The organism is Nitrospirales bacterium, assembly GCA_031315865.1.
Classification (GTDB): Bacteria; Nitrospirota; Nitrospiria; order Nitrospirales; family UBA8639; genus JAGQKC01.
Genome location: JALDRJ010000002.1, coordinates 2,625,461 through 2,651,413, shown reverse-complemented (window position 1 = coordinate 2,651,413; position 25,953 = coordinate 2,625,461). Strand labels below are relative to the sequence as shown.

22 protein-coding genes are annotated in these 25,953 nt (G+C 51.8%); 14 read left to right on the top strand and 8 right to left on the bottom strand.

The genetic code is table 11. The features are described from left to right. The first annotated feature begins 338 nt into the window (after positions 1-338). Complete coding sequence (locus tag MRJ96_12065; GenBank protein ID MDR4502176.1) at positions 339-2,444, top strand: hypothetical protein; 2,106 nt, start codon at positions 339-341, stop codon at positions 2,442-2,444. Between the two features lie 161 nt (positions 2,445-2,605). On the opposite strand, the gene MRJ96_12060 is transcribed toward MRJ96_12065, so the two are convergent. After that, complete coding sequence (locus MRJ96_12060) at positions 2,606-3,235, bottom strand: cupin domain-containing protein (GenBank protein MDR4502175.1); 630 nt, start codon at positions 3,233-3,235, stop codon at positions 2,606-2,608. Next, a complete protein-coding gene (locus MRJ96_12055) occupies positions 3,232-3,840 on the bottom strand; it encodes a sigma-70 family RNA polymerase sigma factor (GenBank protein ID MDR4502174.1) in 609 nt (202 codons plus the stop codon). The genes MRJ96_12060 and MRJ96_12055 overlap by 4 nt, the downstream gene beginning before the upstream one ends. 43 nt (positions 3,841-3,883) lie before the next feature. Here MRJ96_12055 and MRJ96_12050 point away from each other — a divergent pair, with 43 nt between their 5' ends. Then, positions 3,884-4,069, top strand: coding sequence for a hypothetical protein (locus tag MRJ96_12050; protein MDR4502173.1), 186 nt, complete (start codon positions 3,884-3,886; stop codon positions 4,067-4,069). Between the two features lie 484 nt (positions 4,070-4,553). Here MRJ96_12050 and MRJ96_12045 read toward each other — a convergent pair whose 3' ends face one another. Next, a complete protein-coding gene (locus tag MRJ96_12045) occupies positions 4,554-5,612 on the bottom strand; it encodes a hypothetical protein (GenBank protein MDR4502172.1) in 1,059 nt (352 codons plus the stop codon). Positions 5,613-5,693: 81 nt separating this feature from the next. Next, positions 5,694-7,364, bottom strand: coding sequence for a hypothetical protein (locus MRJ96_12040; GenBank protein MDR4502171.1), 1,671 nt, complete (start codon positions 7,362-7,364; stop codon positions 5,694-5,696). Between the two features lie 218 nt (positions 7,365-7,582). Here MRJ96_12040 and MRJ96_12035 point away from each other — a divergent pair, with 218 nt between their 5' ends. The 5 genes from MRJ96_12035 to MRJ96_12015 all read left to right on the top strand — a co-directional run bounded on the left by MRJ96_12035 (position 7,583) and on the right by MRJ96_12015 (position 13,343). After that, positions 7,583-8,707, top strand: a complete 1,125-nt coding sequence (locus MRJ96_12035; GenBank protein ID MDR4502170.1) for a glycosyltransferase family 4 protein — start codon at positions 7,583-7,585, stop codon at positions 8,705-8,707. Positions 8,708-8,854: 147 nt separating this feature from the next. Then, a complete protein-coding gene (locus MRJ96_12030; GenBank protein ID MDR4502169.1) occupies positions 8,855-9,835 on the top strand; it encodes a flippase-like domain-containing protein in 981 nt (326 codons plus the stop codon). Further along, the gene (locus tag MRJ96_12025; protein MDR4502168.1) at positions 9,832-10,761 is read left to right on the top strand and encodes a glycosyltransferase family 2 protein; all 930 of its coding nucleotides are present in this window, start codon (positions 9,832-9,834) and stop codon (positions 10,759-10,761) included. Before MRJ96_12030 ends, MRJ96_12025 begins: the two co-directional genes overlap by 4 nt. Continuing rightward, positions 10,758-12,332, top strand: coding sequence for an alkaline phosphatase family protein (locus tag MRJ96_12020; GenBank protein MDR4502167.1), 1,575 nt, complete (start codon positions 10,758-10,760; stop codon positions 12,330-12,332). Before MRJ96_12025 ends, MRJ96_12020 begins: the two co-directional genes overlap by 4 nt. Next, entirely contained in the window at positions 12,333-13,343 is a 1,011-nt protein-coding gene (locus tag MRJ96_12015) for an aldo/keto reductase (protein MDR4502166.1), read from the top strand. A 66-nt stretch (positions 13,344-13,409) separates the two neighbouring features. Here MRJ96_12015 and MRJ96_12010 read toward each other — a convergent pair whose 3' ends face one another. Further along, a complete protein-coding gene (locus tag MRJ96_12010; protein ID MDR4502165.1) occupies positions 13,410-16,340 on the bottom strand; it encodes a response regulator in 2,931 nt (976 codons plus the stop codon). 5 nt (positions 16,341-16,345) lie between these two features. Then, on the bottom strand, positions 16,346-17,617 hold the full coding sequence (locus tag MRJ96_12005) for an urea ABC transporter substrate-binding protein (protein MDR4502164.1): 1,272 nt from the start codon (positions 17,615-17,617) through the stop codon (positions 16,346-16,348). Between the two features lie 496 nt (positions 17,618-18,113). Here MRJ96_12005 and MRJ96_12000 point away from each other — a divergent pair, with 496 nt between their 5' ends. Continuing rightward, complete coding sequence (locus MRJ96_12000) at positions 18,114-18,353, top strand: hypothetical protein (GenBank protein ID MDR4502163.1); 240 nt, start codon at positions 18,114-18,116, stop codon at positions 18,351-18,353. 143 nt (positions 18,354-18,496) lie between these two features. On the opposite strand, the gene MRJ96_11995 is transcribed toward MRJ96_12000, so the two are convergent. Next, positions 18,497-18,715, bottom strand: a complete 219-nt coding sequence (locus tag MRJ96_11995; GenBank protein MDR4502162.1) for a hypothetical protein — start codon at positions 18,713-18,715, stop codon at positions 18,497-18,499. 217 nt (positions 18,716-18,932) lie between these two features. Between MRJ96_11995 and MRJ96_11990 the strand changes: the two genes are divergently transcribed. Further along, positions 18,933-19,217, top strand: a complete 285-nt coding sequence (locus MRJ96_11990) for a hypothetical protein (protein MDR4502161.1) — start codon at positions 18,933-18,935, stop codon at positions 19,215-19,217. 252 nt (positions 19,218-19,469) lie between these two features. Further along, on the top strand, positions 19,470-21,122 hold the full coding sequence (locus tag MRJ96_11985) for a Na/Pi cotransporter family protein (protein MDR4502160.1): 1,653 nt from the start codon (positions 19,470-19,472) through the stop codon (positions 21,120-21,122). A gap of 42 nt (positions 21,123-21,164) precedes the next feature. Here the strand turns inward: MRJ96_11985 and MRJ96_11980 are convergent, their stop codons facing one another. Next, positions 21,165-21,362, bottom strand: a complete 198-nt coding sequence (locus tag MRJ96_11980; GenBank protein MDR4502159.1) for a type II toxin-antitoxin system prevent-host-death family antitoxin — start codon at positions 21,360-21,362, stop codon at positions 21,165-21,167. 354 nt (positions 21,363-21,716) lie between these two features. Here MRJ96_11980 and MRJ96_11975 point away from each other — a divergent pair, with 354 nt between their 5' ends. From MRJ96_11975 to MRJ96_11960, 4 genes are all read left to right on the top strand, one after another. Next, positions 21,717-22,592, top strand: coding sequence for an OmpA family protein (locus tag MRJ96_11975; protein ID MDR4502158.1), 876 nt, complete (start codon positions 21,717-21,719; stop codon positions 22,590-22,592). A 121-nt stretch (positions 22,593-22,713) separates the two neighbouring features. Further along, a complete protein-coding gene (locus MRJ96_11970; GenBank protein MDR4502157.1) occupies positions 22,714-24,852 on the top strand; it encodes a marine proteobacterial sortase target protein in 2,139 nt (712 codons plus the stop codon). Beyond that, positions 24,849-25,466, top strand: coding sequence for a class GN sortase (locus MRJ96_11965; protein MDR4502156.1), 618 nt, complete (start codon positions 24,849-24,851; stop codon positions 25,464-25,466). Before MRJ96_11970 ends, MRJ96_11965 begins: the two co-directional genes overlap by 4 nt. Positions 25,467-25,635: 169 nt before the next feature. Next, positions 25,636-25,950, top strand: coding sequence for a YbjQ family protein (locus tag MRJ96_11960; GenBank protein MDR4502155.1), 315 nt, complete (start codon positions 25,636-25,638; stop codon positions 25,948-25,950). Positions 25,951-25,953: the final 3 nt, after the last annotated feature.

The following is a 25,953-nucleotide window of genomic DNA, read 5'->3' as shown; positions in this document are numbered from 1 at the left end:
CCAACTCAAACGTCTCCCTTCCCATCGGTTTTTCTGGAAAGAACCTTATAACGAATCTACATAGTCGTCCCCGACAAGGAACAAGTGGAATATTTCTGAGCCCACGCCTTCTTGCCGTTATCAATAAATACGATTCTTTGCTCCCCCTTCCCTTGCCCCTTCCCATCGTCTTTACAGTCACGATTCAGCAACATGCTCTGTCAGTTTTTTGGACCTAGGGAGCTTGGAATTGCTGATCTCAGCTCAAAGAAATCCAAAACTTCCAGGAGACTCGTAATGCAAGCGACACTCAATTGAAATGAAGATGTTCTAGTAATGATTCTGACAAGGAGGTCATCATGAAGCGAGAAAACATTGTATTCCTTCGGTCTGCTTTGTTCTTTGCAGCTCTCACGCTGGGAAGTCTCCAAACTGGACAAGCCTCAAACCACCTTGAGGCCCCTCTCATAGACCTCGACAATAAGGCTAACGTTACCGATATTTACATGGTTCCAAAACTGCTTCCGACGAATTCATCGGGCAATCAAGTTTTAACAGGGATCAACGATTCGACGAATAAGGCTTCTGTCGCTGGCCAGGAACCAAAATTTGAATTTACGTTTAAGACGCCAGAACAATCCCAGATTCTCCAACAGACCATGAAGTTTCAAAACGTTCAATCCCTTTCTTTGCTCAATTCAACACTGAGAGATCAAACCTCAGCGAATCAAACAGAACAGATAAACAATAGTGGTACATTTTATGTCCCTTCTGTAGATTCTCTGTCAAAACATGCCACGGACGATGATTGGCTTGTCGTTCTCTCTCTCAATGATAAGGCTCCTAAGGCTCCGGAAGGATTTCAAGCTGGTGAACCTCTCAGTATAATCGTGAAAGGCACCAAAGAAATATCAAATCCAGAAGTATTGATGAGCTTGACTTCTGCTGACAGTGGAGAGACCGTGCAAGTCTCAGGAACGTACGATGAAGATATCGGAGCTGGCATTTGGGGTGACCAAAACGTGGCCGACTTTTCGCTTCCGCATGATCTGCCCTTGGGATTCTACGGCGCGAGGCTCACTGCCGCCTCACACTCGACCCGTTCGATACTCATTCAAATATCGGATCCTACGTCACTTAATCGCCGGCGAGCACTGGTCCAACTGATCCAAGCGGCCATGAACGACAAATATTCCTACCCATATGCATTAGTCGGACCATTCCGGCCATTGCCAATAGGGGCACAAATTAATGATTCAATCACCGGCGAAGTCATTGCCACGGTTACTCAAAAGAACGTGTGGCTGTTTTTCGCCTATGATCCCCAAGCATTTTTTGGTCAATCCGATGCCCGGTGGATTCTTATGAATAGCGATTCCGAAGAAATGCAAATCATCGAGAATCGAGAATTTGCACCTGAGGTCGTCCTTGCCGATGGCAGACCCTATCCATTGGATTATGCCAGTCATGATCATGTCTATTATGGAATGTTCAACGCAGGAACGTCTTTTCAAGACAAAAATGCCGGAAATGGGGATATTCCAGAAAATAATGATGAAGGGGATTCCACTACGGAGGACATTGATTCAATCGGGCCAGCGATTATTGGCCTTTCATCTACGTTGAAAGACTGTCCGCCAGAGAGGATCAAAACATATGCCATTATCCTGACATTTGATGACACTGACAAACGATTTATCGAATTGAAGAACGAGGAAAAGAAACTGCTCAAAAAATTAGGAATCAACGCTGCCAACATCACAGAACTCGATCCAAAAGATTTTCTCACAGATAAGAAGACATTTGAAATCGACCCCAAGACCTGGACCAAGAGCTTCGCCATGTTCCGCTCGAAACTCGAGGCATGGTTGAAAACCATCGATGATTGTTGCGCTGAAGTTTTGATCATCGTGAACTCTCACGCCAACAAGGATGGCATGTTGAAATTTAAGAAAGCCAAAGACGTGAAGAGCTGGACCCCCATTCCAAAAGAAAGCGAAACGATCGAAGTTAAGCCTAGGGACAAAACAGTGAAGAAGGCTGGCAAACCTGGCCAGGGAATGAACAATAACTTTTCCTCAGGTTTCTTGACTCAAATGATTGCTGAGACTTTTAAAAAGATGGATAAATCTTGCATTCCAGTCGCGCTCATCAATCATTCGTGCTATAGCGGTGTTTTTGAATCCACAGCGCAAAATCTCACAGCGAACAGAACAGCTGTCGCAACACACCCGAATCTTCACGTGTATGCATCATCTTCTTCCGATGAGAAAAGCTATGGGCGCGTGAACGGAAAATCCTATCGATTCCCGTTCATCGATGCGATCGCACATTGCTTTGTAAAAGCAAAGTCCGATGAAACGCGAACTCTGACAGCCCAATGGGACTGCATCGTCAAAGAGACAAAGAAACGAGCAAGCGCGATTGATGGGCTACAAACTCCAACCAAGTATCCTTCAAAATAACTCGAAGAGTCACGAGCAAAAGGCCTCTCTGCGCCATACACAGAGAGGCCTTTTGCGTTGCCCGCTAAAGTCTGAAAGACGACGAAAGTATGGCATGAAAGAAAAACGTGAAGGGAATCCCTCACACGTTCAATCAGCAATGGGTGGAGAGAACTGTCTACCTAGGCTAAGGTTTGCAGCATTTCCTGACTGGGCGTGAACATCGTCAGCATAAGGCACCCTTCTTCTGTAGAAGTTTCATGATGGCACGTGCCCGGATCTGCGCGATGATAATCTCCGACTTGAAGCCATTGTCCTCCGATGAAACATGTGCCCTCCAAGACATAAAATTCTTCGGGACCGGGATGCTCGTGAGGTCGAAAAGCGCTGTGAGGGTCCATACGGGCAAGAGCCGTCATTCGCCCTTGGGCCCTGTCAAAAGATAGCACCTTCACACGAATACCAGGACCGATGACACGCCAGTGACTATCCTCCGCCCGAACGAAGGTAAACCCTGCCCCTTTAGATTGTTCAGAGGATTCCGCGATCATTTCTCCGGGTTCAGACTCTGACTGTCGCTCTGCCGCAACGCACTCCATCAATTTGGCACGAAGCGACGCCGGAGGCGCCTGGGGCGCGACCGAAGTGCCAAGCAACCCGGCCACATTCTGAAAATCCTTGACGGCCTTACACACGGCACATCCCTCCGCCACGAGCCTTTCAAACGCTTCCTTCTCTTGACCTTCAAGAGCGCCTAACGCATAGAGCGCCGCCTGTTCGAGGATCTGATCATTGGGTTCTTGATTGCTCATGGGGCAAGGCCTTCTTCTAATGGGCTCAGAATTTTCCGAAGTTTCATCATCCCTAACCGAGCCCGGGTTTTAACGGTACCCAACGGAACTCTGATCTCGGCAGCAATTTCACTGTGCGTCAGGCCTCCGAAATAGGCCAATTCGATCACATGCCGTTGTTCGGGGACCAACGAGGCTAACGCCGACTGGACAACACGGCATTGTTCGTTATACGCGCTCGATTCTTCCGGGCTCGCGAGTGTCGATGGGACTTCATCGACGATCTCAAGGGGCTGACGTTTTTCCCGCTCTTTTTGCCCCGAACGAAGGCGATCGATCGCTCGGCTCCTCGCCAACACCCCAAGCCACGCAATCGGCCCTCCACGAACCTCATCAAATTGCTTCGCCAGACGCCATACCTGCATATACACATCCAACGTGACTTCCTCAGCTGCCCCTGGATCGTTCAACACTCTGAATATCAGACCATAGACGTAAGATGAGGTGCGATCATACAAGATCCCGAGCGCCTGTTCATCGCCGCCCGCGATGCTGGCGATCAGACTCGCTAATTGCCCAGCCTGAGCGCTGAAATTCGTTGCAACCTGCACATCCTGATCCGCCACGATCGCTTATCCTTCAAACATCTATCGTTACGAAGGAACCCGCATGCCTAGATTCATCCTTGAGTTTCCAAACCTGTTTGGGGGAGCTTCTCGGAAGGGTTATGACTGTATCACACGAGGAAATCACATCCAAGAAAATTTCCACGCGAGATATGTGAGGACGAAAGCCCCAGCAAGCGAAGCATTTGCATATGACCGTGTGTTGGCCATGGAAATCTATACGGCCTGAAAAGATGATGAAAGTTCTCTGCCTTAAAGATGCTGAGAACCACTTAGTGAAAGAAGGTTTAACAAAAAAGTTCGTCAGCGAACGACTAAAAAAAGAGCGCGCCCGTCGGCTTTAAGAATGTCAATTGAATCTGTACAGCATCCCAACCGAATGGAGAACGATGAACCATGGACCATGTAAACTGTCGAGGCTGCTATATGCAGTTGATAAAGCCCAGGCATGATCTGTATCACTACGACGAATATCGTTTGAAGCGAGGCCAGGCTTATTCATACCTGCTTCTCTCGCGATGAGAAGCGACACTTTTACGGCCATGTCCTCAGAAGAGTGCCCCCTGCTTGTTACCGAGGGTAGGAACATTGGCGTTGCACCTCGACATGCCCACGTTCAGAAACTGACATTCTGCGTTTTACAACACTGGAGGAGCGTATTCTCTTTCAACGAATGTCTGAGCTTATCCACGGTTCGTTCGATGCTTGCTGGACTACCTAACGATAGAAGGGAGTTCGATTCCCCAAATTTGAACCGTCGAATCCTGAACGCCTGCGGCCAACGATTGGCCATCCGGTGAGAATGCAATAGAATGGATGGCTTGTCCTGGGACTTGGGTCTGCCACACTTTCTTCTGGAAATCCAGGTTCCAAATCATGAGATTCCCCAACTCATCTCCCAGGGCCAAATGGTCGCCATCGGGTGAAAACGCGAGGGCCCGCACCCAGGAAGCCTTCAAGTCCCTAATCGTAAACACCAGCTTCCCAGTCGAGGTTTCCCATACCGTGACACCGGCTTGCCGGTCAACCTGGGAGTCCACGGCAAGCAGCGAAGAGTCCGGAGAAAAGAGAATGCTCCAGACCCCATGCACTTCCTGCTCATGTTCGCCGTTGAATAAAAACCGGGGAAGCGCGTTCCCCCGTTCCCATAACTGAATGGTCGTATGATGAAAATTGGCGAGCGAATCGTAGGTGCCTTCAGCCGCGGCCACATATTCTCCTCCGAATGCGATCGCCACTCCATTCCTCACGGCATCGTAGGACTCCCACCTTTGCGACAACTGATTCTTTTCCAGCGACCACATCTCCAGGGACTTCCCACCGGTGGACAAAAGCAGGAACGCTCCGGTCGGGTCCACCACGCTGTGAATATAGAAATCTCTGGCTAACGGAGTGATTTTTTGGGATGTGAGATCAAGGATCTCCACGTTATCGCCAAGAGTTTTCGTGATCAGACTATGACGTGATGCAATGTACGAAAAGATACTATTCGTCTCAAAGGCCTTGGTCTGAGCTCGATGTTGCGTATCCCACTCCTCGATGACTCCATCGGCACGAGAAACGTACAACCGTGAGGGCTCGTCAGCAAAGATAAGTTTTAGCGGGCGGTCTGGTGGTTCCTCGTATCGCGAGTACTCTTTGTGCGTGCCAAGTTGAGAGATCGGTGAGTGAAAGGGGAGAGAATCCGCGGCATACGGAAGGATCACGACGTAGAGAAGGAAGAAACAGACAAGACCGGCCAATAATCCCGAGAGCACGTATGCAGGTTTCATGTATGAGGTAATCAGGCTGTGGTATGAGTCGGTGTCTGGCCTCCTTTTCGGTTGATGAATGACGAAAACTTAGACATGGCGCTAATTTCTCGAGCCCTGGAGTTCCACATCAGCGTCCGCCCAAGCTCTCGCGAACTGCTTGTGCGTTTCCCGCGCTTCTTCTGTTTTACCCTGCGCCTGAAGACTTTGTACGAGCCCGTACAACGACCATCCATTCTGTGGATGATGTTTCAAGTCCTCCCGGTAGACCGATTCAGCGTCGGCGGCCTTTCCAGCCTCCAAGTAGATCGCGCCCAGCACCTGCCTCGGAGGAAGATACCAATCTTTCGGCTCGGTATAGTTTAATCCGTCTTCCAGCTCAACGGCACGTTGCAAGTGATCGATCGCTGAATCGATCTTCCCTTCTGACGCAGAAACCTCGCCGCTCAAGATGTGTTCGGCGATCGATAAAATGTCTTCGACATCATTCAAATCAAAAATGGTCAACGTGGTCACGTCAGGATGGTGCGCCAATCCTTGCAACAACGCGAGTTCTTCCCGCGCCTGCGCGAGCTCACCCTGCCTCAACAACGCAAGGCCTCGCGCATAATGCCAAATTCCCGTGGGATACAATAAATCGGCGGCTGGCGCGGGTTCATGACGAATGTCTGCCCATTGTCCAAACATGGCTTTCGTATACAGCGGCATCAACCAAAAATGCTGTAACGTGCCCGCGACGGCCGGATCGCGCATGGCTTCGGGATGAACCTGTGCAGCCGTATCCTTGGCAGCCTGCGTGGAAAGCGCCCGCTGCCCGGTTTTGATGGCCGCAGCCCACAGAAAATGATAATTGTGGGGAACATACGCCGCCGTGTAGAGACTCTCGGCATGAGAATGACGGAGATACCGTTGATCGACTTTGACGGCCTGTTGATTGGCCAGGACCGCATCACGGTACTGTCCGATTCGAATATATATATGTCCCGGCATATGGACCAGATGACCGGAGCCCGGCACCAGGGTCGCCAGACGCTCGGCGTTGGGAAGCGCGGCTTCAGGGTACGGCGAAGCTTCCATCGTATGAATGTACAAATGATTGGCCAGGGGATGATCGGGAGCGTTCTGCAAGACGTGCTCAAGAGTCTGACGAATCTCCGGCGTCCATGGCTTGGCCTCTCCATCTTTGGTCCAAAAGTCCCATGGATGCAAATCCATCAAAGATTCCGCGAAGAGCGCGCCGATCACGGCATCATCAGGGTACTGCTGAAAGACCCCTCGCATGGCGGCGGCATAGGTCTCATCAAGGTGTCTGCGCTCACTGGCGAATTCTTGACTGTATCGCTTCGCAAGAGCGTGAATAAGGACCCGTTCTTTCTCTGTCGTCTTTTCCTGATCAGTCAGCGCCAAGGCATTCTGTACAGCTTCATAGGCCCTCGGCATGACGGATGTCCCCATCGGCGCATTGATATTGGGACCAAGCACTAACGCCTCTCCCCAATAGCACATCGCGCATTTCGGATCGAGACTGTGGGCCGCACGAAACGACCGCTCCGCTTCCGCATGGTTGAACCCGTAAGCCAAAATCAATCCCTGATCAAAATACCGTTGCGCCAAGGGCAAAGAAGTTGTAACTATGTATGTATGAGGTCCGAGGTTTTCCTGGAGAGGCACAGAAGTCTTTCCCTCGCCCCCCTCAACGACAGCCAGAGGCAGTCCACTCAGTATTCCGATGACGAACGAAATCCAATATCGATGGACGCAAAGCATCTTCATAGGCGTTCCTCCCCTCTCCAAAGAACATCTTCCTTTCCTGCCTGCATGATGATCATGACTGCCCGCCTCCGCTTGCCCCCCTTCCTTCTCGCTGGAAACCCGCAAGTTCTCAGCTAAATCAGGGACGCGACCGATAAGGGCCTCTTGTATACGAGCTTTTCACATGCCTAGAATGCTTACTTGCCATTCAATCTGATTGATTCAAGCGGCTCTTCAATATGAGAATCCTGACATTGTGTTATGAGTTTCCCCCTCTTGGAGGAGGCGGAGCGAAAGTTGTGGCCGGTCTTGGGAAAGCGCTTGTCCGAAGAGGGCATACGCTTGACTTGATTACCATGGGGTATCAGGGGCTCCCCAAGCATGAGCTCATAGACGGAATCAACGTGCATCGAATTTCAGGTCTTCGCACTCGACAGTCGATGTGCTATACGCCAGAAATGCTGCCATACATCTTCGCGGCCATTCCCATGATAGCTCGGCTGATGAAACAACACCACTATGATCTCAACCATACGCATTTTATCTTTCCCGACGGGATCTTGGCGTATCTCATCCACAAATTCACGGCATTACCATATATCATTACCGCGCATGGCTCCGATGTTCCAGGGTACAATCCGGACCGGTTTCACTACCAACATAGAATTTTCGCTCCTCTTTGGACACGTGTCGTTCAGAAGGCCGAACGAATCGTCTGTCCGAGTCAATCCATTGAATCGCTCGTTCACAAGGCCGCGCCACGCCCCCGGACCGTGATCATTCCCAACGGCATGAACGTCGATAAGTTTAATCCCGGACACATGAAAGTCAATCGAATCCTCATCGTCACACGAATGTTTGAAAGAAAAGGGGTTCAATATCTGTTAAAAGCCTTGGAAAATCTCGACTCGGACTATGAAGTCCATGCCGTCGGCGATGGCCCGTACTTAGAAACCTTAAAAGGCCAGGTGAACGAAAAAAACCTGGATGTCAAATTTTGGGGGTTTCTGGACAACCAGTCTCAAGAAATTCGGGTTCTGTATGAAACATCGCGAATTTTTGTGTTTCCATCAGAAGCGGAAAATTTCCCGATCGTCCTCTTGGAGGCGATGGCTGCCGGCATGGCGATCATCACGACGGAAGGCACAGGCTGCGCAGAGGTCGTGGGAGATGCGGCCCTGTTCGCGAAACCGCGTGATTCGCAAAGTCTTAAAGACGCCCTGACGCGTCTGATCGCTGACCCCGATCTCTGCGCGAAGCTTGGATCCCGGGCGCGACAACGGCTCGAAGAGCATTTTGGATGGGGAACCGTCTCACGGCAATACTCGGACCTGTACGAGCAAATTGCCGGCATCAGACAGTAGCATGCTCCCTCATGTCCACGTGCCGTCCATGTGTATTTGTGTTCGCTCCGGATCTTCTGGAGATCACCAGTTTCCTCTTCAAGCAACAATAAACGCCTTACCAATCTCTCCATATCCGGTTGAAGACCTCGAGGATTCCACACGATCATGAAACAGGGCATACTCTGGTTCGTCAAACTCAGTGTCACCATCATAATCCTGTCCTATATTTTTACTCATATCCCCCTCTCCTCCGTCTGGGAATCCTGCAAAAGAGTCGAATTGTCCACGCTGCTGCTGCTTGTCCCGATCATCATCCTGTCATTCGTGGTTTCGGCGCGGCAATTGAAAGTGTTCACGGACAACCACCACATGCAGGTCTCGCTGCCAAGAATATTCGCGATAAATTTATCGACCGAATTCTATAATCTCTTTTTGCCTAGCTACCTCGCCGGCGGGGCCATTCGCTGGCACAGGCTCTCCAGCAGGAATCAGAAACGCGCCGAGGCGTTCTCCGCCCTCGTCCTCAATCGTTTGGTGAACATGCTCACCCTCGCCCTATCGGGACTGATCTGTTGGACGTATGACCGGGCCAATATTCCTCAGCAGTCCTACGGGCTCGCTTTTCTCGCCCTCTTCATGGGGCTTCTGACGATCTATGCGTTCTTGTTCAGTCACTATGCGATGCGTACGTTTCATGTCATTTCGTCTCATCCCAAACTCCAATCAATCCCGGCGCTCATCAGACGCGGGATACTCAAACTCGTTCAGGCCGCGCGCGAGTACCATCAATTGACCATTCACGAACACGGTTACATTTTTTTACTCTCCTGCGGCTGGCAGATTCTCGGCATTCTCTTCTTTTATCTCCTCGGACAATCGCTTGGCATGAATATTCGACTTGAGAGTTTTGGCTGGGTTCGTTCTATTCTAGGGTTCCTGCTTCTTTTTCCTATTTCCGTATCCGGATTCGGCGTACGAGAAGGGGCCCTGCTCATCCTCCTGGGATACTATGGAGTTGTTCCGGCTCTCACGATCGCATTTTCATTCCTTCTCTTCGCCAGAACCTTGCTATTGGGACTGGCCGGTGGGATTCTCGAAGCCAAGACCCTGTTCCTACCCGTTACACGAGGAACATCACGACGATGAATCACTCTCCCACCGTGGCCATTATCATCCTGAACTTCAATAAACGGCACGATGTCCTCGAAGCCATCGGCAGCGCACAGGCCTCGGATTATCCACTTACGAACGTATTCGTCGTCGACAACGCCTCGACGGACGGATCTTGGGAGTCTATTGAAGCCGTCTACCCGGAACTTCCGAAAATTCGAATGCCCAGCAATATCGGGGCGCCAGGCGGAAGGAACGCTGGCTGGCGATTTGTCCAAGAAATACTCCAGCCCGACTACATTCTCTTTCTCGATGATGACGCGACCCTGGCTCCCAATGCGATTTCTCGCTTCGTGGACGCCACGCTCGCGGACTCAGCCACCGGAATCGCCTGCGGAAAGGGCTACACTCGTCACCCATCGACAATCCTCAATTCCATCGGAATCCGTGTCAATCTGTATACGGGCATCATCGAGGACATCGGCGCTGGCGAAGAGGATCGCGGACAGTATGATCAGCCTTGTTATGTGGCGGCCTGCGGATGTTTTGGTCTTTTCATCAAGGCTTCGCTGTTCGAACAATTAGGGGGATTCAATGAAGCGTTCAACCCCTACGGGTGGGAAGACGTGGACCTGTGTTTGCGCGCCAGACGATTGGGGTACAACACGCGGTATGTCCCGGCCGCCATCATTCATCATAAGGGAACGAAACTTGGCCGAAAGCCTCTGCCTCTATACGAACAGACCAAAGCCCGCAATTATTTGTACTTGATCAGAGAACATGCCAGTTGGCTGCAGTTGGCGAGTATTGGGTTGTGTTTACCATTTCGTGCACTGGCGTTGATGATCAAGCTCGTTCGACAGGGCGATAAGAAGATTCTGCTCTCACATGCCAGAGGCTTTTGGTGCGCCTTTTTTATGCCGAAGGAACCTATGACGAAAAACAACCAGGAGACGAAATGAGTCAAGGAAACGGAGGATCACCACATCAACGAGTCGTCGTTATCGGCCTCGAGGCCGCAGAGCCGACATTGGTCGAGCAATGGGCCAACGAAGGAAAGCTTCCGACATTTCAAAGCCTGATGCAGAAGGGCATCTGGCGCCGGTTACGATCGACGACGGAAATTTCAAGCGGAGCCACGTGGGCATCGCTCATTACCGGCACCAACCCGGCCAAACACGGCATGGGGTTTTATCATCGCCAGCTCCAGCCTGGCACGTACACCATCAGGAAGAAATACGCCGAACAAACAGCGACCGAGCCGTTCTGGAATCAGCTGAGCCGTCATGGGAAACGGGTGGCGATCCTTGATTTGCCCGACACCTACGCGACTGAAGACCTCAACGGAGTCATGTTGGTCGGTTGGGGAGCCGAGGGGCTGAACGCCAAACAACATTCGTGGCCAAAAAAACTTTTAAAGGATATTTTTTCCCGTGTCGGACATCATCCTTTGGAATTCTGGTACCAGGAACGGCCGAAAGATATCGCCGCCTGGAAAGCGTTCTCTGACAAACTTCTGGAAGGGACGCGCCGCCGCACCCAGATCGCCAAACAGGTCCTCGCTCAGGAAGCCTGGGATTGTTACGTCATCGGGTATGCCGAAGCCCATTGGATCGGTCATTACTTCTGGCATATCATCGACAAGCGGCATCCCGATTATGACCCGGAACTGGAGCGTGAATGCGGAGATTCGATCCTCAAAATTTATCAGGAAATCGACCGGGGCATTGCCGAGCTCATCACGATGTCCCCTGAGGCGACCGTGATGATCGTCTCGAACACGGGTATGGGGCCCAATTTCAGCGGCCAACATCTACTCCCTCAAGTATTGGAGAAGCTGGGCTATTCAAAAGGACCGTCATCGGCTGGGCTGAAACAACTGCTCCCTCACCAGAAATGGGGCCCGTACTACGCGATCAAAAGCATCGAAACACTCGTCTCCGCCAAGCTCATGGAAACCATCAAGCGAGTCATCCCGGAAAAGGTATGGGATTCTGTCACCCGGCGCATCTTGACGATGGGGAACAACTGGAAAGACAGCCTCGCATTCGAAGTACCGTCCGATTATTCCGGGGCCATACGTATCAATCTCAAGGGAAGAGAACCTCACGGCCTCGTGGAACCAGGAGGGGAGTTCGACCATTTATGTGCTCGCATTACCCAAGACCTGCTCGAACTCGTCAATCCCGACACAGGCGAAGGAGCGGTGGCGGGAGTCATCAAAGTAAAAGATGTATACCAGGGAGACCGCCTCGATGAAATGCAGGATTTAATCGTTCAATGGAAAGGCAATGCGCCAGTCAATCACCTCGAATCAAAAAAAATCGGAAGGGTTTCAGGAATCCTGCCGGATAAACGTTCAGGCGCGCACATGGTCAACGGATTCATGCTCGCGGCGGGACGGTCCATCAAGACCAATCAACAGCTCGAAGACGCGCACATCATGGATATCGCGCCCACCCTTCTCCATGTGCTGAGCGAACCCATACCCGACATCATGGATGGAAAAGTCTTGTCAGACATCTTGTCGTAGATGGAATACCGTCCTCTAGGAAACACGGGACTATTGACCTCCGTCATCGGCCTCGGCTGTTCCCGTCTCGGGACCAGTGTGTTTGAAGGGCAGACGACGGAGGGAGTCAAGCTTCTGCACGATGCCTTCGACCAGGGCATCAACCTGTTCGACACCGCCGATTCATACGGCTACGGAAGCTCAGAGCGGATACTCGGAAAAGCGTTTCACGGGAAACGGGATCGAGTCATCATCGCCAGCAAAGGCGGCTTCCTTCCGTCATCACTGGCCCGGTTCGGACAATACCTGCTGCCGTTTGTCGGCCCGTTCCGTTCATTTCTTACCAAGAAAAAATCGACTCTCAAACAACTCTCCCACAAGCGCCAGAATTTCAAGACGACGTATCTCAAACACGCCCTTGAACAGAGCCTGAGACGCCTGGGATCGGATTATATCGACGTGTATCAACTGCATAGCCCGCCCCGGGCCATACTAGAGCGAGACGAAATCTATCGTTTTCTCGAGCAGGCACGGCAGGAAGGAAAAATCCGGTTTTTCGGCATCTCCGTCAATTCAATCGAGGACGGACTGTGTTGCTTGAAAAAACCGCATCTCGCCGCGCTGCAAGTGCCGGTGAATATTCTCGAACAGGAGGCAACGGCTGAACTGCTTCCGAGCGCATTCCCGGATGTGGGTATTCTCGCGCGCGTGCCACTCGCCAGAGGACTGTTAACGGACGCGCTCAGAATCAACACGGGCTATCAGGCAGGACAGAGTTCACCGGCATCACAACACTTGCAACGCTTACACGCTCTCTGCGAACAGGAAGGACGCCGCATCTCTGACGTCGCCATTCAGTTTTTGCTTCGTTCTGAAGCGATTTCGTCCATTCTGGTAGGCACAAAATCAGTCGAACACTTGCGCCGCAACATCCTTGCGGCACAGCAACCGGCGCTCAGTCGTGACCTCTTATCCCATATCGCTTCTTTGAATAGTTGCTCGTCGTCTTTCTCACCCCACAAACTTTGCTGAATCTGGTCACAATCAATATATGCAACTGAACGTTTCGACGAGATCGCGTGAGGAATGTCGAACGAGTTACGGATGGTAGCTAAACCTGACTTCCTGCAGCATTTGCGCTAGCTGATGGCTCAGGAGCGGTTTAATTAAAAACCCGCGTATGCCCAACGCTTTGGCCTTGTCCGCGTCGATCGAATGACTGAATCCCGTGCACAAAATAATCGGGAGGTTGGGTCGTAATCGCAGAAGCTGTTCCGACAGTTCTTCTCCGGTCATACTCGGCATGGTCTGATCAGTAATCACCACATCGAAATAATTGGGATCATCACGAAAGGCGGCAAGCGCGTCAGAGCCGCTCGTTTTCGCCACGACTTGATAACCGAGCTGTTCAAGCAGTTCCTTACAGACCAGGGCAATCGCTTCTTCATCGTCAACGAACAGGATCTGCCCCTGGCCGGTTATCCGCGAGGGAATATCGACAGCAACGTCGGGAGCCACAGTAATTGGCATGGTCGGCAAATAGATCGTAAAACTCGTCCCTTGGCCAAGAATACTCTCGACGAGAATCGTCCCTTCATAATTCGCCACGATCCCATGGACCACTGCCAGGCCCAGTCCGGTGCCCTCTCCAACCTTTTTCGTGGTAAAGAACGGGTCAAAAATTCGTGGGAGATCGCGAGGAGAAATACCAGGCCCCGTATCGCTGACTTTCAGCATAAAATGCCGCCCAGGAGACAGTGGAGGATGCAGTTGAGCGAACGTCAGACTCACGTCTGTGACTCGCAGTGAAACAGACAGCGTACCATGCATGCCCCGCATGGAATATTCAGCATTCACGCACAAATTCATGAGAATCTGATGGACTTCCGTCGTGTCCGCGAAAATACGGCTCTCATTCGGCTCAAAATCTTCATGCAACGTAATGGTCGCGGGCAATGTCGCACGAACCAGTTTGAGCACTTCCTTGGTCACGGGTTCCAGAGCGATCGGTTGCCGTGTCGGCTTGCTCCAACGGCTATAGGTCAATATTTGGGAGATTAAATCCTTCGCGCGCTTGCCTGATCGAATGACTTCCTCCAAGTACCATTGAAGCTTCGGATTATGACCTAATCTGAATAAGGCCAATTCGGCAAACCCAAGAATCGCCGCTAAAATATTGTTGAAATCATGAGCAATGCCCCCAGCCAACGTCCCGATGGCCTCCATCTTCTGCATTTGCCGAACTTTTGCTTCCGTGCGGCTTAGTTCCTCCTCCGCCTGATTGCGTTGTGTAAACATGCCAATCTGCGAACTCACTGCCCTCATCAACTCAAGGAGCCTTTTATCCGGTTCATTCCGTTGATGGCTATAAAACTCCATCACACCAAATATTTTTTCGCCCGACCATACCGGAAAAGCAAACGCGCCATGCAGCCCCTCTTTTTGGGCTTCTTCGGCACGAGGGAAATTAGGATCTTCGACGACATCCGAAACCCAGACCGGCTGTCCTGACTCCCACACGCGCCCCGGCAAGCCCATGCCCTTGGAAAACGTCATCGTCCGTGTTTTTTCTCCAAACCCTTGAAGGGTGGCCACCGAGTAACACCAAATCTCGACGCAACTGAGTTGAGTCGAAGTTTCATCGACACGCCAGAGGGCTCCAAACACCCAACCGAACTGTATACACACGGCGCGAAGAAACTTGGGCGTCGCTTCCCGCAAATTTGATGATTCCGCCAAAATTGCCGTAATGGCATTCTGCGCCATCAAACGTTGTTGCGCCTGCTCCCGCTCAACAACCTCTTGAGCCAGCTTTTCATTGGCCGCCAAGCCCTCAACAACCTTCTGCTCCAACGCCTGATACGATTCTTTTAAATTTTCAGCCATTTGATTCAGAGCCTGGGCCAGATGGATGATTTCCTCAGAGCCAGTTTCTTCGACAGGCACCGAGAATTCACGAAGCCGGAACCGCTTAGCGCCCCGTACGAGATTAATCACTGGGTCCGAAAGAGACTTGGAAATGGACAGCGACAACGCGATCAGCACGATGAGCAAGATACCCCCTAAAGCCATCGCGGCTTGCTGGAGCTGGACGATCGGCGCAAAAGCTTCTTGCGTGTCAATTTTGACGGCCAGCCCCCATCGAGGGACCGGCAGATATCTCCAGGCGGCAAGAACTTCCTGACCGCGGTAATCCTTCATAATTCCCACGCCTTTTCCACCAAGAACGGCCTGGATCACCGGATACGCCGAGGAATCATCCATCGGTACAGTCTGCCGAAACTCAGCCGACGGGTCGTATCGACTCGGGGTCAGGAAAACCAAATCATTGCCGTGCTTCGAAGCAATGATCGTCTCGCCAGAATCCCCGAGCCCTGTATAGTCTTGAGCCAGTTTATACAAGCGATGGTGGTCAATTTGCAGGACCAGGACGCCGCAAATCGCCCCATCGTTAAAGATCGGAGCGGCAAGGAACGCCACCGGATAGTTTGTCTTGGGGTCATACAGAAAATCTGAAAGTTCCGTACTTAACAGCGTTTTGGCTTGAACGAACACTTTATGGAGTTGATTGAAATGCTCTTGAGACTGTTGGACGTTGGCGTTGACGAGCGTCGGCTGACTCGCGGAAAAGACGATCCGGCCGTCCGGTGCGATGAGGATCACATCTTGATAGCCTTCCAGCTCTTGATAGTGCTGCAAGTACTCGCGATGGAGCGTCTCCCGTTTTTGATACGTCATCGAAGAGGGATTCGCTTGCATGAGGACACGTGCCAATTCTTCCACAGCAGTGGTGAGCAGAGGCATTTGGGACAAGACTTCTATATCACGAAACCGCTCCTCTAAATAACTGTTCAAGGCATTTGCCTTCGCATCGCGCACTGTCAATAATGTTTGCGTGGCTTGCTGCTTCAGGTAGGTTTCTCCGGATTGAAAGAGCAGCCACGATCCGATCAAGTACGGGACCGTGCCGACGATCAAAAACCAGAAGAGAAACTGTGTGGCCATCGGTTTCTGAGTGATCCAGCGCATCACGATCATTCCCCTGGGTTAGGCAGCGTGGCGGCCCATTGATTGCCCCACCCCCGGTACAGTCTTTGAAGAAACTCTTCCCATTCAGATTGCGTCCGATAGGTTGGAAACGGAACGGGTCGAATCGGATGATCCGAAGTCCACAGAATATCGAACTGCCCATCTTCACGAATCTTTCCGACCCGTACCGTTTTCCAGGTATGCCGCGTACTGGAATCGACATACACGATACCTCCCGGGGCCGCAAAACTTTGGTCCAGGATGGTCTGATTGACGATCGCGACATCGTCAGTTTGCGCGTCACGGACCGCCTGGGCCCAAAGGTACACACTAAAATAGGCGGATTCCATCGAATCGGCTGTCACTCGACCAGGCCCGAATTTTCGTTGAAACTTCTCGACAAAATCCAAATTGCGCGCGTCGCGAATACCTTGAAAATAGTTCCATGCCGCGTAATCTCCGGCCATCATTCGTGAATCCAGCGATAACAGTTCATTTTCGGCCATACTAAATGAGAGAGTCGGAATATGAGCAGGGGTCACGCCAGCCATGCGAAGTGCAAGAAAAAATGACGTATTGCTATCTCCATTAATCGTATTCATGATCACGTCTGGCTGTGCCTCCAGAATCTCCATGACAATACTTTCGAAATGTCTACCCCCGAGTGGGACATAACGTTCGCCCACGATATGCCCATCAAGAGCCCCTACCTGATCCCGGATCATGGCATTGGCGGTGCGGGGAAACACATAGTCCGAACCCACTAAATAAAAACGATCTCCCAGATGATCAAAAGCCCACTTCACGGCCGGAATGATCTGCTGGTTTGGCGCAGCACCGGTATAGATGATGTTGGGGGATTGCTCCAGCCCTTCATACTGCACTGGGTAGAACAAGAGGTGGTTGAAACGTTCCACGACTTCTTTGACGACCTTGCGGCTCGCTGAAGTCCAACACCCGAAGAGAACGCTGACTTTCTCCGCGTCGATCAACCGTTCGGCTTCGTCAGCAAATTGCAAAGCGTTCGAACCCGTATCGACGACGATAGCCTGAATGTTCCGTCCAAGAACCCCGCCGGATTGGTTGATTTCTTCCAGGGCCAACATCGTGGCATCCACGACAGACCGTTCACTGATCGACATGGTCCCAGTCAATGAATGAAGAATGCCAACCTTAATGGGCGGACGTGTCGTCATTCGCTGTGCCATGAAAAGATAGGCCCCCACCGAGACCAAGACGACTAGCGCCACGAGAATCAGCTTGCGAGTCTTATCCATGACCTCCTCTAGACAAATTCTTCTGTGCTTAGCTGCGCCCGTTTAACGGTAGAGTAACCCAATTTCTCACTTTCTTCCAAGAATGTAATTTACCTCACAAATGCAGGACGAAAGAGAACAGAGAAAACAAGGATGCCCGTCGACAGCCAGGAAGACAATACGGGTGGTGCATAACTAATGGCACACGGCCAGTCTCACCGAAACCCTTGGAGAAACGTTCGAAGCAGTGTGGCGGGGTTGGGGAGGTGACCTTCGGTCAACTCATCAAAATGACCACAGAGCCTTCAATATCATGCCACAACAAGAAAGATCATGAGACAACGGCCAGCACCGCATGGACGGCAATTCACCACGTCATGGCGAACCAGTTCAAGAGTCCGTGAAGAGTCAGTGAGATGAAGTGGAAGAGATGATTCCCGTCAAGGAACAGCGACTCAAGAATGAGGTAATTGATGACCGATATACCTGGTAATCGGTTATCAATAAGGAATCTCGCATGAGTTCAGCCAACGACTTTGCCACCTTTCTTCGGGACTTTAACGACGTCGATTTGAACCATTATACCTGCTTCGCCGGAGAATTTCGTGATCAACGGCTCGAGGCCGGGGCCATGGCTGAGGCAGGATTTTGGAACACCGTCGTGAACCTCTGCATCGACGAACGCCTGCGACGAGAAGGAGAGATCCGTCGGCTCGAGTATATGTACCGAACCGGCCACGACCCTGACGAAGAGTAGCCCATTCTACTTCTCGCTTCTAGCCGTTATCCCTTCGTTCTTTCTCATTCCCCTGATGAATTTTGGTCCTAGAAACAAACATGCTCTCGAAAAGAACAGGCCGGTCTGCTACGTAAACCGAACATGCCAGATAACCCTGTTCCTTATGGCTTGAGTTCGGCCAATCGTTCCTTCGACTTCTGGGCAAGTTCGCCATCCGGATTCAGTTGAATGATCTGTTCATACAATTGTTTCGCATGCGCTCGATTCCCCTGCTGTTCTTCGAATTGTGCAGTATCGAACAATTGTTGAGGATCTTCACCACATCCCCCCATTCCCAGCACACCGATTAATAGTGAGAGGATGACCCATTGAGGTTTCATATTTGTCTCCTGTTTCAAAATTTTCCCACGACTCCAACCACGCGTCGGGTCTTTCACGATTGAGCGCCATTTGTCACAGACGACACACATATCAACATTTTGACTATTATCGCCTTTTTGGGTAAAGATTTCCATGTAAAAGAACCGATACTACACAGTGAGGGCTCAGGGGAAACTGTCCGAACCATTCGTGTCGCCGAAGAAGATAGGATCCGATATGAACGCAGTTCGAGATCTCGCTCAATCTCTCAAAAGTTTCGATGACTGCGAAATTCGTGTCTACACACGATTTGCGACAGAATGGCGTGACCAGCGGCTGACTGAAGGCTCTGCCGAAGAGGTAGCCTTTTGGAACGCGATCGTGTCTATGCTCCTAGAAGAACGGCAACGAAGAGCCACCGAAGTCAGGCGGTTAGAGATGATGTACCGAACGGGTAAAGACCTCAAAGAGCCTGACCTGGATGATGAGCAAGGTCACATCGACGATTACGCCAGCTATTAATCTCACCCGTCGTTCCCCTCACAGGGGATTTTCTCGATCAATCAAAAAGAACACTCCTCGTTTTCTTTTCATTTAAAAGCCTCTCTTATCCTGAATTCAAGCAAGGTCAAATGTGCCTTGATCTTCCCCGTTACGCATAAAGATCCAGCCGTGCATTCTGGCTTGGGAAATGAGGTAGAATTTCAAGAGATAAATATTCCATTCAAATATCTTCTCTACTTCCGATAAGGAGTCCAAACGATCGCGATCATCATGGGGCAATTGGCCGGAGGGATCGGCTTATTCCTCCTTGCCATGAAATTTATCACCGACGGCTTAAAGCTTGCCGGTGGCGATGCCTTGCGAAACATTCTCGGACGCTGGACGAGAACCCCTGCTCAGGGCATTGCGACAGGCTGTCTACTGACAGCCCTTGTGCAATCATCGAGCGCGGTGACCGTCGCCACCATCGGTTTTGTGAATGCCGGACTTCTCAGCCTCTTTCAAGCAGTTGGGGTGATCTACGGAACGAATATCGGCACCACGATGACCGCCTGGCTTGTCGCGGCATTGGGGTTCAACATCAAAGTCGAACTGTTTGCGCTCCCCATGATCGGTATCGGCGTCCCCACTTGGTTCTTTTTTCCAACCGCACGAAAAGGCGCGATTGGACAAGTCCTGGCCGGCTTTGGCCTATTCTTTATCGGCATCGATACCCTCAAGACTGCGTTTCAGTCTATTTCCACGTCGTTTAGCCTCGCCATCGTTTCAGAACTCGGAGTGATAGGAGTCATCCTTCTGGTCGGGATCGGATTCCTTCTAACGGTGCTCACACAGTCGTCGAGCGCTGCGATTGCTATGACCCTGACGGCAGCCAGTGGCGGCATGCTGGCCTTACCGAGCGCTGCCGCCATGGTGATTGGGGCAAATCTCGGCACAACCTCCACGGCTTTCTTCACGTCCATCGGCGCAACGCCCAATGCCAAACGCGTCGCGGCGGCCCATATCATATTTAATGCTTTCACGGGGGTGGTCGCACTCATGATCCTTCCCCTTCTTATCTGGCTTATCCTTGAAACCGGACGAGTGTTACGGCTCGAGGATACACCGAGCGTGGTCTTAGCGCTGTTTCACACAACATTTAACATCATGGGCGTGATTCTCCTTTGGCCCATGACCAAACGCTTGGTGGCTTGGCTGCGCACGAAATACCGTACGGCAGAGGAAGATGAAGGCCGGCCCAAATACCTTGATGGAACCGTGACGGCCACCCCAGCCTTAGCCTTGAATGCCTTACTCATGGAGGTCGATCGTATTGGAGAATTGGCGCGTGAAACGGCCGCGTCGGTATTCATGCAGGGGAAGGAGTACAGTCGGCGACTTCAAGGGAGAAAGGACATGATCACCCAACTGATTGAAACGGTTGGCACCTTCATGGTCACAACTCAAAGACTTCCATTGAATGACCATGAGTCCGTCATACTGACCAAGACGTTGCGAGCCATGCATTATGTGGCCGAAGGGACAGATCTGCTGGAAGACATCGTCGGATTACACACGGCAGTAGAACGTTTGAGCGATCCATCGCTCAAACAAGAACTGAGCGCGTATCAGCGAACGGTCGCCATTTTTTTATCCCGCATTCATTTACGGTCAGGTAAGCTGAGTTCAACCTCCATCGAACAGCGATTTACCTCGATCGAACAACAGTACCAAACAATCAAGGATCGGCTATTACGGCGAGGCACGACCAGCAGCATTGGACTCCATGAGTTGGACCATCTCCTCGATCTGCTCAGTCAACTCAATCGTATCTTAGAGCGACAACACAAAGCCGTGACCATCCTTTCGCGCCTCCTCCAGGAGCGCGATCTCATCGGAAACCGACATGAAGAAAAAGCCAATTCCGGAAGCACCGATCATTAAGGACGACAGGCCTTCAGGGTGCTTGCGTCTCATCCATACCCATCACCACTTCAAATCCTTGGCACACTTTTTAATTGGCGTTTTCATGCCTTTTTGAATCGACGTCAGCATACCCGGAATAGAGAGAAGATAGAGGGTTTCCTCTATCGCTTTCCAATCGCCTTCTGCCAACAAGACAGCATTGGCCCGTTTCCCTGTGATGGTAATGAGTTCGTGTGATCCCGCAGGCCTCCGTTTCACGTGTATCACCCCTTTTTAAAGATGGAACGTACGCTATACAAAATTTGCTAACAGTACCCTCTTTTTCCATGCGTGGATAGCCACGCATGCCCCTCAGCATTCCACGCAACGCACAACAATCCACGCAGCGACAATTTCCATAAGTCATTGTAATTTCAAATATTTTTTGAAATTTACCGTGGCACTTCCATTGCTCTACCACCTTGCCAATCGGCCATGCCCGCGAATCACCGGAAAGGAGGTTAATCAATCAGTTTTCGCAGGCTCATCCAGAGGGCCCCTGACAATAAAGTCAGATCGGCCGATCGCAATGCACAGCTCTTACGACAACACATTAACGTTATGGAGGTTCCAATGCGACCAAACACTCATCATTCACCCAATCAAAAAAACGCTTCACCGGAACAAGCCGCAAAACAGCCTTCCGGAGAAGAAACATCCTCAAAGGAAATTCTCATTCTGGGCTCCAGCCTCCTGGTGCTGACGCTTGGGGTCAGCGGCATGTGGCTGGTCTCGGATCATGAGCCATCCCAGGCCATTGCGTCCAGGCCGGCAGACAGTCAGGAAGTCTCACGAGTGCTTCAATCTTCGTCCCCTTCACCCACATCCGCAAACGAGGTGAGCTCGGACCTGCAAGAGGACACCACCCTGGTTTCGTTCGAACCGGACATACCCGCCTCTGACTCCACATCGTCTCTGAAGGAATCAGACATCTATTTCAACTTTGATCAAGCCTCGCTCTCCGACGAAGCCAAAACCGCCATTCAGACGCAAATCTCACCCATCAAAGACCAGAAGTCTCTCAAGATTACGGTCCAAGGACATGCCGACCAGAGGGGAACGGACACCTACAACCGGACGTTAGGCCTGCGCCGGGCAGAAGCCGTGAAGGCGTACCTTGTGGCAGAAGGCTTGGACGAGGATACCATCGAGGTTGAAAGTTTCGGCTCTCAAATCACGGTCTGTGTGGAAGAATCTGAAGACTGCTTTCGACAAAACCGCCGGGCGCACCTCATCATGAGCGCCGATGAACTGACGATGGCATCCGAGCCTCCTTCGCCCTTGAAGACGGCTGAACTTTTACCAGAAGAGCTGGTTCAAGAGCACGTGGCCATTCCTGAAAACACGTCCTCAGATGAGGATACGTCAACGACCACGGTCATGCTCACTGAAGAAATTGACGCCTCTTCAGTTCCCTCATCCTCCGACCAGGAAGCGCCCCAACCCTAATGCGTCTTCATGAGAGCTGCGAACTGACATCCACCCGGTCAGCTTCGCAGCTCCTTTCCCTGGAATGACCGCGTTTCGACAGATTACGAAACCTCTAGATCGACCGTGAAAGGAACACGCCATGCAGCCGTCTCGACCCGTCCGAAGACTTCCGACTCGCCAATATGCGATCAAGCAACTCTATCGGCAAATCCTTTGGGTGTTGACGCTCATACTCGTCAGCGCCCTCTGGACCGATTCTCTGATTTATGCGAAACGCGACCAAGAAAACGCGCAAACAACACCCCACGATGTCACTCAGGGAACCCTGCTGTTCCGGACATCAACGGACGATCGCCTCTTCCCCGCCCCCACGTTACGCACCGATGTCCATATCTTCGTCACCGGCCTTGTCGCCAGGTCGACGGTACGGCAAGAGTTTCAAAACCCCGGGTCTGAGTGGGCGGAGGGGATCTACGTGTTCCCGCTTCCGGAAACAGCCGCCGTTGATCATTTGCGCATGCGCATCGGAGACCGGGTGATTAAAGGCATGATTCAAGAACGGGCTCAAGCGCGGAAGACGTACGCGAAAGCCAAAGGCGAAGGAAAGAAAGCGAGCTTAATCGAACAAGAACGAGCGAATATATTCACGACATCAGTCGCCAATATCGGACCAAACGAACGCATCAGTGTCGAAATCGAATACCAGGAAACCGTTCATGTTGAAGGCGAGCAATTCTCCCTGCGCTTTCCCATGGTGGTTGGACCTCGATATATTCCAGGAGCCGAAACAACTGGGCAGGCATTTTCCCCAGAGCCGGATGGACATGGCTGGGCAAGGAATACAGACCAAGTCCCGGACGCATCACGGATTACTCCTCCCGTTCAAGAACCCCAAGACGGTCCTCTCAACCCCACCTCGCTCACCATCACACTGGCTCCCGGCTTCCCCCTGGCTCGCGTCTTCTCGCGGTATCATGACATTGACCAAACAGAACACACAGAACACGAAGACAAACACTACACGATTCGCCTTGAGGAACATCACATTCCAGCGGATCGTGACTTCGAATTGACCTGGGAACCCAAAGCCGGTCATGCCCCACACGCTACGATGTTTCAGGAACAACATGGGACACATACCTACTTCCTTCTGATGGTGACGCCGCCAGCACCCGTGTTTTCCAGTCAACTCACTGTCAGCCGCGATGTCACATTTGTCATCGATACGTCGGGCTCCATGCATGGAACGTCCATCGAGCAGGCCAAGCTGGCGTTGCAGCTCGCGCTCACCCGCTTGAAGACAAAAGATCGATTCAACATCATCCAGTTTAATCACGATGCCCATTCCTTATTTCCTTCCACTCAACCGGTTACCCCCCAAGCGATCCGCCAAGCCGCTCGGTACATTGCGCGCCTCGAAGCCGAGGGCGGAACTGAAATGTTACCGGCTCTTCAACAGGCGCTCCAGACTCGGGAGACCCACACGAAGCTAAGGCAGGTCATCTTCATCACAGACGGACAAGTCGGGAATGAGGCCGCATTATTTCGCCTCATTGAGCAACAACTCGGCCCCACTCGTTTGTTCACCGTAGGGATTGGATCGGCGCCGAATAGTTATTTCATGCGGCATGCCGCCAAGTTTGGCCGTGGCACATTCACCTACATCGGACATCACCGTGAAGTGCAAGAAAAGATGGGCCAGCTCTTTGAAAAGCTCGAGCATCCTATCGTCACAGATATCGAGCTTCAGCTTCCGAGCAACGTTCAAGCGGCCATCGTCCCACAGCACATCCCCGATCTTTACCTGGGCGAGCCCCTGATGCTTGCGTTCCGCACCGAAACCCCTGTTCACGAAGCCAGAATCACAGGCAGGATCGGACCTAGAAGTTGGGACACTTTTCTTCGTCTGAACGACGCTGCTCCACGACAAGGCCTGGCCGTCTACTGGGCCAGACAGCGAATCACAGCCCTACTGGACAGCCATCTGGATCGGCAGGAGGATCCGGCCATTCGCGAACAGGTCATCAAACTGGCTCGGGACCACCATTTGGTCTCGCGATATACCAGCCTGGTTGCGGTCGATGTCACTCCGAGTCGAACACCTGACCACAATCTGCATACCCACGCCATGAAAACGAATCTGCCCTACGGGCAGGACTATACAAAGATCTTTGGGCTTGCCGCAGGAGCGACGGAAGGACCATGGCATCTTGTGGTCGGGTTAGCCTGCCTGTTGCTGGCATTCGTCAGCTACCAATGGCGTAGAGCTCGCACATGAACCGCGCATTCCTCACACTCGCCGTTTTGATACTGTGTGCAGCCGGAGGCTGGAATATTGGAAGCGGAACATGGATCTTTTTAAAAGCCCATCTCGCGCAGTATCTTTTAGAACGAGCGTGGGCTCAAACGTTAACTGGAGACCGCCACGTACAGCCCTGGCCTTGGGCGGATACTTGGCCGATCGCACGATTAGTGGCCCCAAGGTACGATATCGACATGTTCATCCTGGCTGACGCCAGTGGTCGAACACTCGCTTTTGGACCTGGGCATGTTTCCAGCAGCCCGCTCCCGGGTCAACGAGGAACCACGATCCTCAACGGACATCGCGACACGCATTTTCGCTTTTTGAAAGACATCCAATTGGGGGACGTCGTGCGCATCGAGCTCCCCGAAGGGCAACATATTTCATACACCATCTCGGACAGGAAAGTGGTCGATGTGCGTCATGCCAGGATTTATCAGGATCCCACGCTGTCACGCCTCGCGCTCATCACCTGTTTCCCGTTCGACGCGATCAGGGCCGGCGGTCCATTACGGTACGTAATCATTGCGGATATTTCTCCACACAGTGAAGGCTTTGCGGGACTTCATGATCGAAACGCCTCTTCGTGAGTAGATTTCCTCCTTCCCGTACGATAGAGTTCCCCTCCAACACAGAAATTTTCTGCTTAGGTTATTCAAGGCGCTCGACCGAATAAGAAATATACGTAGGTGGTCAAGCCGCAAGGCGAGAGACAAGACGCGTTACGATATCTCCGCGATCCCATATGAAGGAGCTGTTATGTTTGTCACGAATATTGAGGACGTACCGGGAAAAAGAATCACGATCTGTCATGGCATCGTTTCCGGCAGCACCGTACGCGCCAAACATGTCGGCCGTGATATCATGGCGAGTCTGAAGAACATCTTCGGCGGCGAACTGAAAGGGTATACGGAACTGCTGGGCGAATCCCGCGAAGAAGCCATCGAGCGCATGAAAGCGCAAGCTCAACAAATGGGCGCTAATGCGATCGTGAACGTACGATTTTCAACTTCTTCGGTGGCGGCGGGAGCCGCAGAAATTTATGTCTATGGCACAGCGGTCACGGTGGAGTAGTCG